We start from the raw sequence: 14,329 nt of genomic DNA on the forward strand, positions 1-14,329 counted from the left end.
TCATTTGTTATCAAGAACCTAGGTTATTTAGGAAAGGGTTTGCGAAAGTGAAGAACAATGCGATACCCACTCCAATCATTGTTACCGCGTCAAGAAGACCTGCAACGATGAACATTTTAACTTGTAACATTGGAACCATTTCTGGTTGACGAGCAGAACCTTCTAAGAATTTTCCGCCTAGCAGACCAAATCCTATAGCGGTACCTAACGCACCTAAACCAATCAATAAAGCAACCGCAACAACGGTCATACTTTGAACTTGTGCTATTAGACTAGCAGCTTGCATATTTAATCCCCTTTAAATGGATGATGAAAATAAATCGATTAATGTTCTTCGTGTGCCAAACTAAGGTAAACAATAGTTAACACCATGAAAATAAATGCTTGCAAGGTAATTACCAAGATATGGAATATTGACCAGCCAAGCGCCAATATAAATTGGGCAAGACCTAGAGTCGCTGTACCGACAGGTGATGACATTGAAGCATTTAAGGTTAGCAAGGCAATTAAGATAAAGATTAATTCGCCGGCGTATAGATTTCCAAATAACCGCAGTGCTAAAGAAATAGGCTTAGCAATTAAACCTACTAATTCAAGCAACAGGTTAAAAGGTATAAATCCAGGATGATTAAAAGGCTGTAACGTTAATTCTTTAACAAACGTTTTGGCTCCTTTAATTTTAATACTGTAAAAAATGATCAGAAGGAAGACGGTAATTGACAAGGCAAAGGTCAAGTTTAAGTCATTCGTGGGTACAACTTTCAGGTAATGCAATCCACCTGCTTGAGCCATTAACGGCAATACATCCACAGGGAAAATGTCCATGAAGTTCATCATGAAAACCCACAGGAATATAGTCAACGCCAAAGGACCAATTAGTTTATTTTTGCCATGGAAGCAGTCTTTAACCTGATTGTCAGCAAATTGCAGCATTAATTCAGCAAAGTTCTGCAATTTTCCAGGAACACCAGTGGTTACCCTGCGTGCGCCGAAATACATAAGGCCGCATACAAGAATCCCCATAGTAATCGAGAAGAATAATGTATCAAGGTTTAAGGTCCAGAAGCCACCGCCTGGTCCCATTTTCATATCACTAACGTTGTATGTCAGGTACGTTAGATGGTGTTTAATGTAGTTTGTGCTAGATACCATTTCAGTCACTTTCAGGCCTATTCTGTTTATTAACAATAATCAATGGAGCAAACCAGTGCGTCATCAGAATCATGATGTACGATGCAAAAAAAGCCAACGGGGTAATCTTAACCCACATAAATACGGCAGTGAAAAGCACGATCGATAAAATTATTTTCATCGCTTCGCCCTTATAAAAACTATTCACTATCTTTTTTGCTGATCGCGCGCCTTGATACTTAAACAACTTTCTTGCGAAATACGCATTAGGGATAACACAGACCATACCACCGAGCAATGCCGAAGTCGCTGCATTTGCACCATAGGCCAGCGCACATATAGCCGCTAAGACCAATGTTATGCCTAACTGCATCAACCATAATCGCACAATTCCGCGCTTACTCAGCTGTTTGTTCACATATTCACCTAAGTTTCACCGCGCGGATTATAAAGCAACCAAATTAAATGATCAACGATCCCTGCGGTTTTAATCAATTTTATTGGTAAATTATCACTCACCTATAGTTGAGTGCCGGTTTGAAAATCAAAGTCTGCACTCATGCTCATCAAAACTATAACATCAACTTGCCAGGCGCTACGCCAAAGCACAGTTTGATATGGTAACCTAATACTCATTATCATGCTGATATACTCACCGATGCTTCCTCTGTGCACTGTACGCACAAATTTTCCAGGAACTGCGTGTATGCTTTTAAAATATACTTTAGAGCGATTATACTGAAATTTATTTCTTGCAAATTGAGAATCTGCTCAAGCTCTGTTTGCTTTATCGTATCCGCGAGCCTAATAAGACCATTTATCGCAATATCATAACCAGGGTGGTCACCTAAAATGTGGAGTAATGCATGTTGTTCATCCGCTAAAATTTGAATGAAACAAGAAATTATCTGTTGTACTCCATCGTTTGTGGCATAGGGAGCAATGGCCAATAAAGTTAAGCATGTTTCCCGGCATACCTTGTAATTGGTATCCTCAGCCTCTTTAAACTGAGACGTTAAAACCTCTTCGAGAGAATCTTTTGTTATTAAATGAGCAATATTGCGCAGATATTTAGCAGTAGACACGTCTACTTTTCCTGCCAATAGGATTATCAATGAGTTTAATTCCTCATCCTGCAAACATTGGGCTATTCTAGTTAAAACAGCAAATACCTTAGGATTGCGCTCATCCAATTTCTCAATTAGATGTATTTTCATCATCGTAATTTGTTCTTGACTTAGCCTGGGAACTAACTTAGCTAGCCCGTTCAAAGCAGCATTCATTAAGTCACTGGAGCCTACATTGCTAGTTATTATTGCGATGAATAATTCATAAACCTCATTCACATATTCATCTGCAACCAAATGCATCACTTGGGGTATGACTTCCTCTACCCCATAAACAAAATCTTCATCCTTTAACATCTTGATACAATCAATCAGAACCCTTCCTGACGGGCGTATCGGAACTGCAGAAAAAATCATTAAAAAGCCCCAAAAAACCTGCTCACGGATATCCACATCTGGACTTTTAAGAAGCTCTTCATGTTTTTTTATAAAGGCGTCTAATTGACCGCTGAACATATGAACAGGAATGATGCTTAGCCATTTCATATTTTGCAGCTCTTGCAAACAAAGTGCCACATAAGCGTCTAGCTGGGACTCACTAAATTTGGGAATCAATAAAGATAATGCTTTTACCTTTAATTCAGCATCGTCGTCATGATCTATCGCTGCATTCATTAAATTAGGAATTAAGTCACCTGCACAGTCAGTCGTAGACATTAAAGGAGCCAATTCAATAAGCGCAGTAAATCGGTAATCATCATGACCCGACTCTAGCATCTCGTTAATCAGGCCCTTTTTAAGTAGAAAGAGGTGCGGTTTTAAAGACTTTAATGCAGTACGTGCTGCGAAAGACACCTCACCATCCAAATTTTTGCTTAGCGTAATCAATTTTAAAATAATGTCATCGGGGCAGGGGGATAATGGCGCAGCTAACTCCGCAATGATATTAATCGCCTTGATTTTTTCATCTTTATTATCACTAGATAGAGCAGGGAAACACCTCTGTATATATTTTGCTAATTGCATGACGGATAACTTTCTGACTACCGATTTTAAAGCACTTTTCACGCTGTCACCATGCGTTTGTTCTGCTATTGCCAGCATTAGATTAGTAATTAACTCTTCTGGTATTTCCGGTAAGCCTAATACGAATAAATCAAGCTCATCAAGGCAATAAACGCTGGCTCGCACCTTGGGATCCGGATGTCTCATTCGCGAAAATATTATCTCAGTAAGCGTATTTAACAAGATTGAATTGTTAGAGGTAAGTAAAATCAATGCATTAAAAGAATGGCGATCAGTGATCCGCTCATTTTCTGTGCTTAGATGAGTATCATTAATCGTATTAAGAAAACGTTGCAGTAGAGCCTCTGGAAAATGCCTCTTATGCGCCCTTATCAGGGCAAAAAATGCATCACTTGCAAGATTCGGAGTATACCTCTCGATGGAAGCATTGGTTAAACATAAAGCAAGGGCTCTATTTAATTGTTGTTCATTCAACTTTGCAGCCATGAGCATTAAGCCAGTATAGTTGGATTTTTGCATCACCGTTTCCGATTCGTTGTCCGCCTCAATTTGCTCTAAAACTAGTTCAGGAGAACTAGGAATAAAAGTAAGCGCCCCCTCCCACATATCTTTTCGTCGCTCATATGCGTCTTTTAAAAGCAAGTTAAGCCCTATAGCATCATCTTCATTTTCGTCCAATTGGACTAGGGCCAGGGTCTTGAGTTTCTCCACAGCCTCCCAAAGATCATTTTTTATTTCGTCGGACACATCCCCAAAGCATTGAAGAATCCGAATGCAATGCACTTTGGAGATCAAGCTTGTTTCAGACCAACTTAAACAATTTTTTATTCTATTTATCCATTGTTCCCTTTCCTCTGATGAATAAGGAGCTAAAATATTTTCTTCATTGCCCAACTGCTGAAACCAGCTCTTTAATGTCTGAGCTTGAAAACGTAACGCTTCTTTATCTTGCCGTTCGAACAAAATTTCTAAAATATGGGTATAAAAAGCATTATTGGTTGAGATTATCTTAATTAGATCTCGAGAAGGAGTAGTTCTCAAAATCACTCCTTGCGCGTCACGATGATTATCTGGAGCAAAGAAATTTACGGCTCCCGTGATACGAGAAGCATGCGTCACTTCGAGTATGTTTTGTAAGTATATTTCGCTAAAAAGGTCTTTCTCTGTTTGAGAAAGTGCAACACATTTTAAGCTTTTCTTTAATTCTTGTTTTTGAAAAATAGAGGGGAGTGCTATTTTAAATGCTAATGCTGCTTGGCTATCACTAGGTTCTAAGAAGTTATGTATGAGGATGGAGGCCAATTGTGATTCAATTATCGTATGATCAGCATAATTTGACGTGGAATCTACCCACTTTTGCAGTTGTTGAATGACTAAGGGCGAGCCTGGATCGCTATTTTCTCTAGTATATTGTTGTAATAGTACCTTTATTTTCTCAATTTTATCCAAAGAGATCATAATTACCCTCTCCTTACCATTTTATATTCATGGTCGCCATTATAGGCTCATTTTGTTCAAAACAAAAACTATTCTTATAAGGGCGACAAAGGGCTGCGTCACGTTTCATAGGCCGGAAACTTGATGAAAATTATTTATAATTAATAGGATACGTATAGAAAATATTTTTTCGCTACTGGCTAAGAAATGATCATGTTATTTATCCCTATCCCAGCCTATCGCGTAATGATAACTACAATTTACTGAGAGAAAATGGATAGAAAAACGTAACCTCATGTTTGTTATAAAACAGATTCGTGGTGTAGGAGTTAGGAATTGCTTGAAATTGTTTAATGATGGATAAATCGATTTCACCTTGTAATTTAATAGTGAAAATCATCTGTTTTGCTTTTCCAGAGGCAATCCACTTCGTGATAAGTGTGTAAGCACGTTCTGGGTAGCAGGCAATATCCGATAAAACCCAATCAAAACGCTCTTTAAGCGTTGCAGGCTCAATGGCAAATGCACTTTGTTGTAGGCAAGTTATTCGCGGTAATTTTGCAATTTTGGGATCTAACGGCGCTTTATCAACTGCGGTTACTGCGGTTCCTAAGGACTGCATTACATAAGTCCAGCCTCCAGGTGATGCCCCCAAATCCAGAGCGGTCTCCCCTGATTTGGGGTAATCTGCTAATAAGGTTAAAGCTTCCCATAATTTTAAATAGGCGCGGTTGGGTGGATTAATTTTATCTTCAATAAAATAACAGTTCCCTTGTGGCCATTTTTTTAAGCGTTTAGCACTAAAAACCAAGGTATTTTTATCTAAAAGGCTAAATGCACCTAAGGGAGGCATAGCTTCGCTCAGAGGGAAATGCTGCATTAATGGCGAATATTGGCGTAATTGTTCTTCGATCAAACGAGAGCGTCTCACATTCTCAATAGGATGTAGGTACCAATATTTTCCTGCTTGACGAAGAATTTTTACTGCTTCAGAGATCGATTGAAAGCTAACGATTTGCGGTTCTAACCAAATATCTTGGGCAAAACAAACGTCAACTTTTTTATGAGGAGAAAAAACTAAATCCGCAACTACCTGGGTGATTTCGCCTAGCTCATTGCAAAGTTCTGTGCGAAATTCGGGTTTTACCACATAAATTGCCGCGAGTTTTTTTTCAGTTTCCATGAAGCTAACTTAAAATAGGTTTTCAACAAGTGCTTATAGCATATCATTGTGACTGCATTTAATACAGAGCGTACGCAGTCACTGATTGGTAAGCCGTATAACGGCACGCGCATATTCAATACTTTCAAAATAGGCATTAATTAAATTTTTATTACCGTATGAGGTGTTCTCTAATTGGCTAAAGTTACCTTTCTCATAGTTAATCGTGTCTTTTAATATTTCCCCAAGTTGCCCGCGCTGATAGAGCAAGGCTTCATTGAGTGACTCACTTAATTGGATTTTGCTTAAAATTAATGCCATTGGCTCATTAAGAAAAACATCCAACGATGAAAAGATACCCATAGTAAAAGCTTGATGTGGATTGACGTGCTCAGAAGATAATTTCGCTAGACATTCACACATTTTGGCACGGATTAAGGTACGTTCTACCAAATCAGACATTAAATCATTCTGATTTGCCAGTAAGAAAAGGCGCAACCAATTGCGAACCTGATTTAAACCCAAACGTTTAAGCGCATCGATTAACAAATCAATTTTGCGGCCATTGTAAGCTGCGGCAGAATTGGCCAAACGCAATAAGCGATAACTTAATTTAGGAATGTGTAAAATGTATTCTTCAACCCGTTCTAAAGGAATATCGTCATTATTCAGCTCGGCTAAGACGCGAAGAAGATATGCCTTATTTTCAGTAATATGCTGCCCTTTTAACGGGCGAGGTTTATTGAGAAAAAAGCCCTGAAAATAATCAAAGCCTAAATCCACGCAGTCTTTAAATTGGTTGTGGCTTTCGATTTTTTCGGCTAACAATTCACCGTTAAAATGATTTAATAGTCGCAATTGCTGGGCAATTTGTCGCTTATTTAGATTGAGTACATCGATTTTAATAATATTAGCCAAATCGATAAGAGCGGAATTTTTCTCACTTGGAATAAAATCATCCAAGGCAATACAATAACCTTGCTCCCGCAATGACATTAAACTATCAATTAAGGGTTTATCCACAATTACCGATTCTAATACTTCAATAACGATACGTTCCTTTGGCAATAAAGTAGGCACTTTCTGCACAAGATGGTTATGAGTAAAATTAATGTAGGCCAATTTGTCACCAATAATGGTATCAATATCCATACTGGCGAATAATTGCGTGATGACTAAAGAGGTGGCCTTATCCCCCAACTCACCGTTACCTAAATTCACATTAGCAAGCTCAGGATTTCGATACAGCAATTCATAAGCATAAACAGAACCGTCCCGAGTATAGATTCCTTGTCTTGCCAATAATGTTGGTAGCTGAGAGTTCAATTCATCGCGCATCTTTTAGACTATATGCCCTTATTATAGGCCATAGACAGCAGGTTTATGATCATTTTTCTTATGCATTCCTACGAAATATAATTTCAGTGCTACAATGAAGGAGTTGAGTTGAGGTGTATGAGTTTTTTTTTTCATATTTTTTACTTAAATTCATGCAGTTAAATGGAGTAGGCGCAAATGAAAAAATATTCTCTGATTTTGTTCTTGTTAATTTGGGTGTTTAACTACAAAAGTTTTGCAGATAATAAATTCACACTTGAAAGCTCTGCGTTTAAATTAAATTCAATGATTCCTGCAGAATTCACTTGCAGCGGAATCGATCAATCTCCCCCATTAACTTGGCACCATGTTCCGGCAAAAACCCAATCATTTGTGCTGGTCATGGAAGATCCAGATGCCCCTAATGGTACATGGACGCATTGGCTTATTTTTAACATTCCACCGAATGTAACTGAGTTAGGGGCTGGGGCCCCAACTCCAGAAGGAGCTGCAAATGGGGTAAACAGCTGGGGGGGGAAAGGTTACCGTGGCCCTTGCCCACCACTAGGGGCTCATCAGTATGTCCTTAAATTGTATGCCATTGATAAAATACTCGACTTAGGAGAAGGCGCCACGCGCGATACGGTTTTGCAAATGATAACTGGCCATGTGCTTGATACAGCGGAATTAATAGGACTTTATCAAAAACTCTAAGCGTAACCTGGTTGCCTGCAACCAGGTTCACTATTTATGTAAGCGACTCGCATGAAAACGCAAATGATCATCAATAAAACTGGCAATGAAATAATAACTGTGATCATATCCCTGCTGTAAACGCAACTGCAGCTTAACCCCTGCTTGTGCACAAGCTGCTTGTAGTAGCTCTGGTTTTAACTGTTCATGCAAAAAGTTATCCGCGCTTCCCTGGTCCACTAAAATATCTTGATGCTGCCAACCACGAGAACGAATCAGCTCACAGGCATCATATTCATGCCACTGCAGTTTATCAGTTCCCAAATAGCCGGTTAATGCCTTCTGCCCCCAAGCACACTGGCTGGGCGCACAAATTGGGGCAAAAGCAGAAACGGAGCGATATTGTTGCGGATTTTTCAATGCTAAGGTTAGTGCCCCATGTCCGCCCATCGAATGCCCAAAAATACCGCAGGCTTGTGTATCCAAAGGCGCTTTTGATTCTAAAAGAGCAGGCAATTCTTCTTGAATATAGGTGGCCATACGATAATGCTTTGCCCATGGCATTTGAGTTGCATCGACATAAAATCCCGCACCAAGCCCAAAATCATAACTGTCATTATCCCCAGGCAAAACGACCCCGCGCGGGCTGGTATCAGGAATAACCAAGGCTAAACCTAATTCCGCAGCGACTCGTTGCGCCCCTGCCTTAGTAATAAAGTTTTGCTCCGTACAGGTTAATCCTGAAAGCCAATAGAGAACAGGAACATTCTGCTGCTGCGCTTGGGGCGGTAAAAAAAGACCAAAACGCATACTACACTGTGTCGCCACCGATAGATGAGAATAAACACGCTGTACTCCACCAAAACAGGAATGTTCTTCAATAAGCTCCATTGTTTAGCTCCTATGGCTCCCGCACCCGCAGTAAGACCACGGAAGGTCGAGAAATTGTTCTAATTCGCAAAGCTAGATGCCTTAAGTTAGCGTGCACACCTGCCTAAAAAGTAACGACAGACCGGATTGACTCCCCCTTATGCATTAAGTCAAAAGCGTCATTAATTTGGTCGATGGGCATCACATGGGTAATTAAATCATCAATATTAATTTTACCATCCATGTACCAATCAACAATCTTCGGCACGTCAGTACGTCCACGGGCCCCACCAAAAGCCGATCCCTTCCAAATTCTTCCCGTTACCAATTGAAACGGTCGGGTAGAAATTTCCTGTCCAGCTCCAGCGACCCCAATAATCGTCGATACCCCCCAGCCCTTATGGCAGCACTCCAATGCCTGGCGCATCAAAGTAACATTCCCCACACACTCAAAGCTATAATCCGCGCCCCCTTTGGTTAACTCCACCAAATGCGCCACTAAATCGCCCCCAATTTCTTTAGGGTTAACAAAATCAGTCATTCCCATTTTTTGCGCTAGAGCTTGGCGTGCAGGATTAATATCGACCCCAATAATCTGCTCCGCACCAACCATACGTGCGCCTTGAATCACATTGAGTCCAATACCTCCTAAGCCAAATACCACCACTTTAGATCCCGGGGTAACTTTTGCGGTGTAAATTACGGCACCAATACCGGTAGTAACACCACAGCCGATGTAGCATACCTTTTCAAAGGGGGCATCTTGGCGAATTTTGGCCAGCGCAATTTCAGGCAATACGGTATAGTTAGCAAAGGTCGAAGTTCCCATATAATGAAATACAGGCTTACCATTTAAACGAAAACGACTACTGCCATCAGGCATCAGCCCCTTTCCTTGGGTAGAACGAATGGCTTGGCAAAGATTGGTTTTTTGTGACAGGCAGTATTCGCATTGGCGACATTCCGGCGTATACAAGGGGATAACATGATCACCTGGTTTTAACGACGTGACTCCAGACCCCACTTCCACAACCACGCCCGCACCTTCGTGGCCTAAAATGGCAGGAAAGATTCCTTCAGGATCATCACCCGAAAGAGTAAACGCATCAGTATGGCAAACCCCTGTTGCTTTAATTTCTACCAAGACTTCACCAAGTCTAGGTCCTTCTAATTCCACCATTTCAATTGCCAATGGTTTTCCTGCTGCATACGCTACCGCTGCTTTCACCTGCATGAGCATCTCTCCATAAAATTTAAGGCATTCCACTGGGGTTATTGTATTGAAAAAAATAATAAAACTCACGAACTATGCACGCATAAAACTGTTTTATTTAAACGATTTTTTAATGTGTCCCCAATCTACTAAGAAGTATCCCAACCACTCTAATCAACAGCCACATAAGCCTTTATTCTAAAAAAAATCATGTGCTTATTTTTTGGTCTATAATCACTAAATAAATACTGTTTATGCTTATTATGGACAACCGTGTGATGAAAGAAGATAAACCAACCAACGCAGTCAATAAGCCATTAGAGAACTCCGCTGAGGTACGTGACTCCCTATTATCGTCCATGTCTCGGAATGCTCGCCTTAGCAAAGGGGCCATGAATTATTCAGATACTATGGAGCAAGGCGCTCAAATTAATAATGAGCTGGTTATTCTTAGGCAATTTAATCTCGTGGCATTTCTTACCATAATGCGTGAATTCCAGGAAATTAACCGCCTTTATAATAATGATGATGAACGTTTCTCCCATAGATTCAGAATGCTTCTGGAAATGGAACGAGAACGTGAAGCAAAACAACAGCAAACTCAATTTTTATACGCAGAAGAAGAGCGTCATCGTTTATCAAAAAACCAAGAACAAATAAATCAGAAAACACATGATCAGGATGCAAAACACAAGCAGCTGATGCAGGATTTAGATATGCTACGCCAGCTTCAACAAGAATTACAGCATTTACGCGAAGCCCATTATGCCCGCCAAAACGTTCTCTACGATGAACTGACTACTCTTCGTGAAGAACAAATGGATGAAATGCTGAAAATTGCACGTGAGACTAAGGATATTTCTCCTGACCAACTTACACGTTTAGAACAAATACATGAAAACCATCGCAGACGTAAAGAACAGATTGATAGAATGCCCACCATGGATGCCCATGGTAAACACGATTGGCGACTGGCTCAACGGAAGATGGAGGCTCAGAAAGAAGTACATGAAGAACACTCACGAAACTTAAAAAGTTGGGCACATGATAACCGCCACCATGAAAAAATTTTTTCATGCTTCAACGACCATCAAAAGAAAATTGAAAACAAAGAAAAAATAATCACCAAAAACGAGCGTGAATTTAAAGCTCAAGAAACAAAATTGGAAAAACAAATTATCGATAAGCTGAATACAACAAATACCGCGGTTGCAGAACAAATTGAAAAAATTTCAAATGATCTTATACAGCTCTCCTTAGAAAGCAATTTTAACTCCGAGCAATCTAAAGCACTTCAAAGCGAAATTAGTCAATTAAAAAAATACCAAACAGCCTTAATATCTTCTGAATCAATTGAAGAGCAACAACAGTTATTAAATGAATGTAAGAAAACACTAGCAAAAATAGACCGAATAATTGCACCTGTAGCAGCAAACACAACATCTTATGAACTATTTAAGGAGGAAATCGCTAAGCTTCATAAGCAAACAATTATCGCCTCACCAAAGCCTGAGCAATCAATACCTAAAAACCAAAACAACTCAGTGCATTCGACCTCATCCGTGCATTCATCCCATGAGAATACAACGAATGGAAAAGCATTTGAACAATTTAAATCCGTATATATAGCGCAACGCTCTGAACATAATCACGAATCAGGACATCATGAAGAAAATGAAGTAGTGATGCAATTCAAACAATCAATTACTGAGTTTCAAGGAATATTGGACCTTGTAGGAGAGGATAATATTCTAATTGAAGAACTACAAAAACAAGCTAGTGATTTACAAAATAACTCTCAAATATCTCCAGAGTTGATTGAGTCCATCTGCGAAACATGCCATGAGTTAAGTGGAGAACACGAAGAATTACAGGCTATTCTAGAGACCATGAAAGATTTGAGTCAACGCATATCTTCAGAGATGGAGTTAGACGAACCTCAAGGGCCAAGTCCTGGACGCCGAATTTAAAACATTATGTTTAAACACTAATATTTTAAGTGTTAAAAAAGCGTAAATTTTGCTACTATGGATAACTTTATAACAGTTACGGAGATAAAAATGCCAGCAATTGATGATATGTGGGACGCATATGATGCAAAGCAACATGACAAAGTTATTAGCCTGATTGAAAAAAATCCATCATTGGTGAATGCCGTGAATAAAAAATTACCGGTATCTTTATTACAATGTGCGATTCTTGGAAAACGTCCAAACGAATTTATACAATCTCTTATTACCCACCCCGATTTTAACTTTAATTTTATGCAAAAATATGGGAGTAACCGGGCTGTATTTGTTGGCTATGCAAAAATTGAATTAATTACAAAGGTACTAGAAGACCCCAAGTTTTTATTTTCAAATACTGAGTTAGCCTATTCGGCTGCAGTCATTGCCCAAGCAGAATTCCGAAAGAGCCTTAAGCAATATGAAGCCAAAAACCCAGGTACTGCGGCTGCTCTATCTTTACAAGAAAAAATAAAGAGCTTAGATACAATTATTCCCATGCTGCGGAACGCTACGCTAAAATATGCAATCCAAAAGGACGATGTTGATTTACTTCTTCGCCTCAAAGAGGCAGGTGATAATGTAACTTCTCCATTGGGAGAAGAAGATGAATTTATTTTCCCACACAACATGGCAAAAGATGGTTCTAAGGCAAAAACCTGGATTCTGGATGAACTGAACCAGCAAACCCAAAAATTTAAGTCAACCCCTACAGCCATGGATAATCGTTACAGAATGTACCAGCAAACCCAAAAAGACTTAGATGAATTGCGTATTAAGCATGCAAAAGAGCAAGGACGACTTTATGATGAAATAGAAAAAGAACGTGAGGCTTTCAAGAAAGACGTCGAGTCTATGACTAGTAAACGACACTAAGCGCTACGCTAATCATATCAATATAAAAATCTAATGGTAATCCGGGAGCGGCTTTTGATTCGAGCGCCTCAATCCCGGATTACGCGATGCTTCATCCAGGCTACGTCTCTTCCCCAAACTCACACCGAAAAACAAACTATACTTCCAGAAATAGTATCAAAATTCCATGGAGGTGCTTATGAAAACTGCTTTGATTACTGGAGCTAATAGAGGTATTGGTTTGGAGTTTGTCCGCCAATTAAAGAAGAAGGGATATTCTATTATTGGTTGTTGTCGTAATCCCGCAGATGCCCAAGAGCTCGGTGGATTAGCCAATGAAGTGATTCAATTAGAAATTACTCGTGATGATGACATTGCCGCCTTGCAACAAAGCTTAAATCATCGCCCAATTGATTTATTAGTCAATAATGCCGGGATTACTGGCGAACAAGGGGTAACGGTTGGTAATGTGGACCGAGCTAATTTTCTTGAGGTGCTTAATGTTAATTGCGTAAGCGTAGTTAAGCTAAGTGATGCTTTATTACCAAATATCCAAGCCAGTCAGGAAAAAAATATTTTAGTAATTAGCTCACAAATGGGTAGTATTTCCGATAATGACAGTGGGCGTTCTTATGCCTATCGAACCAGTAAAGCTGCAGTTAATTGTGCTATGCGTAGCTTTGCTCTAGATGTGAAGGATAAAGGCGTTCATGTCATGCTCATTCATCCAGGCTGGGTGAAAACAGATTTAGGTGGGGAAAATGCCTTAATGGATGCCCATACCAGTGTTGCGGGGATGCTAAAGCAAGTTGAGCTGCATATCGCGCATAGTCATGCAGAGAAACTTTATCGTTTTGATGGTGGGATAACCGCTTGGTAATCAATTTAGGGTAACCTGGATGCGAGCAACCAGGCTACACTTATGCTTTTATTGGCATGTATCAACGTTTACTTTGGCTGTTTAGCTGGGGCTTTTTCTGGAACAAAATCTATATTTTTTACAAAACATTTTGTTTCACCACTCCAGGGTAATGTATAAGCATCGCAGTGGTAAGTAACAATAACATGCTTGTTATTTTCCATTGCATAATCAGCTTTCTCTACTAATTCCGATTTAAATTGGCCTAGGGTAAAATAAAATGCACGTCCACTCACACCACTAGCATTTTCAAGTCCACCTAAAACCATTTCTCCTTCATAGGTACCCCAAAACTTACCTTCCTTCGCTACTTTAACAATAATTCCTGATTTCTGCCCTTTTTGCACGCTCCAGCAACCAGTTAAACACGCACTCAAGATCAGTAAAAAAGCCATCACCATTATTTTTTTCATTCATTCATTCCTTGCTATAAATCGGTTGTAATAATATATCCTTGTATGATTTCACTAGCAAATAAACTTAATATTTTAATGCGGCATCCCAAACTTATTATCCTCCCCTGCAACGGGAGGAGCAGATCCTGCTTTTGACAATTTAGCCACATCCGCCTTGTATTTGTTACCCAAGCATTCATGTAAAAGACTTTCTGCTTTAGGTATTATATCTACCCAC

General features: G+C 39.6%; 13 protein-coding genes. 4 read left to right on the top strand and 9 right to left on the bottom strand.

Features of this window, described 5'->3' with window-relative positions; genetic code table 11:
* Positions 1–10: 10 nt before the first annotated feature.
* The 6 genes from atpE to J2N86_RS13540 form a co-directional block, all read right to left on the bottom strand.
* Positions 11–286, bottom strand: a complete 276-nt coding sequence (gene atpE, locus J2N86_RS13515) for a F0F1 ATP synthase subunit C (RefSeq protein WP_058534289.1) — start codon at positions 284–286, stop codon at positions 11–13.
* Between the two features lie 38 nt (positions 287–324).
* Positions 325–1,152: a F0F1 ATP synthase subunit A gene (atpB, locus tag J2N86_RS13520; RefSeq protein ID WP_252582458.1), complete on the bottom strand. Its 828-nt coding sequence runs from the start codon at positions 1,150–1,152 to the stop codon at positions 325–327.
* Between the two features lies 1 nt (position 1,153).
* Positions 1,154–1,549 carry a F0F1 ATP synthase subunit I gene (locus J2N86_RS13525; protein ID WP_252579993.1) on the bottom strand — a complete coding sequence of 132 codons (396 nt, stop codon included), beginning with the start codon at positions 1,547–1,549 and terminating at the stop codon, positions 1,154–1,156.
* A gap of 220 nt (positions 1,550–1,769) precedes the next feature.
* A complete protein-coding gene (locus J2N86_RS13530) occupies positions 1,770–4,682 on the bottom strand; it encodes a hypothetical protein (RefSeq protein ID WP_252579994.1) in 2,913 nt (970 codons plus the stop codon).
* Positions 4,683–4,914: 232 nt separating this feature from the next.
* Complete coding sequence (locus tag J2N86_RS13535) at positions 4,915–5,844, bottom strand: SAM-dependent methyltransferase (protein ID WP_252579996.1); 930 nt, start codon at positions 5,842–5,844, stop codon at positions 4,915–4,917.
* A 78-nt stretch (positions 5,845–5,922) separates the two neighbouring features.
* Positions 5,923–7,161: an EAL and HDOD domain-containing protein gene (locus J2N86_RS13540; protein ID WP_252579997.1), complete on the bottom strand. Its 1,239-nt coding sequence runs from the start codon at positions 7,159–7,161 to the stop codon at positions 5,923–5,925.
* Between the two features lie 177 nt (positions 7,162–7,338).
* Here J2N86_RS13540 and J2N86_RS13545 point away from each other — a divergent pair, with 177 nt between their 5' ends.
* Entirely contained in the window at positions 7,339–7,854 is a 516-nt protein-coding gene (locus J2N86_RS13545; protein ID WP_252579998.1) for a YbhB/YbcL family Raf kinase inhibitor-like protein, read from the top strand.
* Between the two features lie 30 nt (positions 7,855–7,884).
* Here the strand turns inward: J2N86_RS13545 and fghA are convergent, their stop codons facing one another.
* Both fghA and J2N86_RS13555 read right to left on the bottom strand, forming a co-directional pair.
* On the bottom strand, positions 7,885–8,724 hold the full coding sequence (fghA, locus tag J2N86_RS13550; protein ID WP_252579999.1) for an S-formylglutathione hydrolase: 840 nt from the start codon (positions 8,722–8,724) through the stop codon (positions 7,885–7,887).
* A gap of 103 nt (positions 8,725–8,827) precedes the next feature.
* On the bottom strand, positions 8,828–9,937 hold the full coding sequence (locus J2N86_RS13555) for an S-(hydroxymethyl)glutathione dehydrogenase/class III alcohol dehydrogenase (protein ID WP_252580000.1): 1,110 nt from the start codon (positions 9,935–9,937) through the stop codon (positions 8,828–8,830).
* Positions 9,938–10,191: 254 nt separating this feature from the next.
* Here J2N86_RS13555 and J2N86_RS13560 point away from each other — a divergent pair, with 254 nt between their 5' ends.
* The 3 genes from J2N86_RS13560 to J2N86_RS13570 all read left to right on the top strand — a co-directional run bounded on the left by J2N86_RS13560 (position 10,192) and on the right by J2N86_RS13570 (position 13,657).
* Complete coding sequence (locus tag J2N86_RS13560) at positions 10,192–11,886, top strand: hypothetical protein (RefSeq protein WP_252580001.1); 1,695 nt, start codon at positions 10,192–10,194, stop codon at positions 11,884–11,886.
* 90 nt (positions 11,887–11,976) lie between these two features.
* Positions 11,977–12,798 (top strand): hypothetical protein, encoded by an 822-nt coding sequence (locus J2N86_RS13565; protein WP_252580002.1) that lies wholly within the window; start codon positions 11,977–11,979, stop codon positions 12,796–12,798.
* A gap of 178 nt (positions 12,799–12,976) precedes the next feature.
* A complete protein-coding gene (locus tag J2N86_RS13570; protein WP_252580003.1) occupies positions 12,977–13,657 on the top strand; it encodes an SDR family oxidoreductase in 681 nt (226 codons plus the stop codon).
* A 68-nt stretch (positions 13,658–13,725) separates the two neighbouring features.
* On the opposite strand, the gene J2N86_RS13575 is transcribed toward J2N86_RS13570, so the two are convergent.
* A complete protein-coding gene (locus J2N86_RS13575) occupies positions 13,726–14,109 on the bottom strand; it encodes a hypothetical protein (RefSeq protein WP_252580004.1) in 384 nt (127 codons plus the stop codon).
* Positions 14,110–14,329 lie beyond the last annotated feature (220 nt).

Origin of the sequence: Legionella lytica (assembly GCF_023921225.1) — a bacterium.
GTDB classification, from domain to species: domain Bacteria; phylum Pseudomonadota; class Gammaproteobacteria; order Legionellales; family Legionellaceae; genus Legionella; species Legionella lytica.

What these genes read in the sequence shown, in the direction of transcription:
- atpE (WP_058534289.1), bottom strand. Translation starts at nt 286, where the DNA reads ATGCAAGCTGCTAGTCTAATAGCACAAGTTCAAAGTATGACCGTTGTT.
- atpB (WP_252582458.1), bottom strand. Translation starts at nt 1,152, where the DNA reads ATGGTATCTAGCACAAACTACATTAAACACCATCTAACGTACCTGACA.
- J2N86_RS13530 (WP_252579994.1), bottom strand. Translation starts at nt 4,682, where the DNA reads ATGATCTCTTTGGATAAAATTGAGAAAATAAAGGTACTATTACAACAA.
- J2N86_RS13535 (WP_252579996.1), bottom strand. Translation starts at nt 5,844, where the DNA reads ATGGAAACTGAAAAAAAACTCGCGGCAATTTATGTGGTAAAACCCGAA.
- J2N86_RS13540 (WP_252579997.1), bottom strand. Translation starts at nt 7,161, where the DNA reads ATGCGCGATGAATTGAACTCTCAGCTACCAACATTATTGGCAAGACAA.
- J2N86_RS13545 (WP_252579998.1), top strand. Translation starts at nt 7,339, where the DNA reads ATGAAAAAATATTCTCTGATTTTGTTCTTGTTAATTTGGGTGTTTAAC.
- fghA (WP_252579999.1), bottom strand. Translation starts at nt 8,724, where the DNA reads ATGGAGCTTATTGAAGAACATTCCTGTTTTGGTGGAGTACAGCGTGTT.
- J2N86_RS13555 (WP_252580000.1), bottom strand. Translation starts at nt 9,937, where the DNA reads ATGCAGGTGAAAGCAGCGGTAGCGTATGCAGCAGGAAAACCATTGGCA.
- J2N86_RS13565 (WP_252580002.1), top strand. Translation starts at nt 11,977, where the DNA reads ATGCCAGCAATTGATGATATGTGGGACGCATATGATGCAAAGCAACAT.
- J2N86_RS13570 (WP_252580003.1), top strand. Translation starts at nt 12,977, where the DNA reads ATGAAAACTGCTTTGATTACTGGAGCTAATAGAGGTATTGGTTTGGAG.
- J2N86_RS13575 (WP_252580004.1), bottom strand. Translation starts at nt 14,109, where the DNA reads ATGAAAAAAATAATGGTGATGGCTTTTTTACTGATCTTGAGTGCGTGT.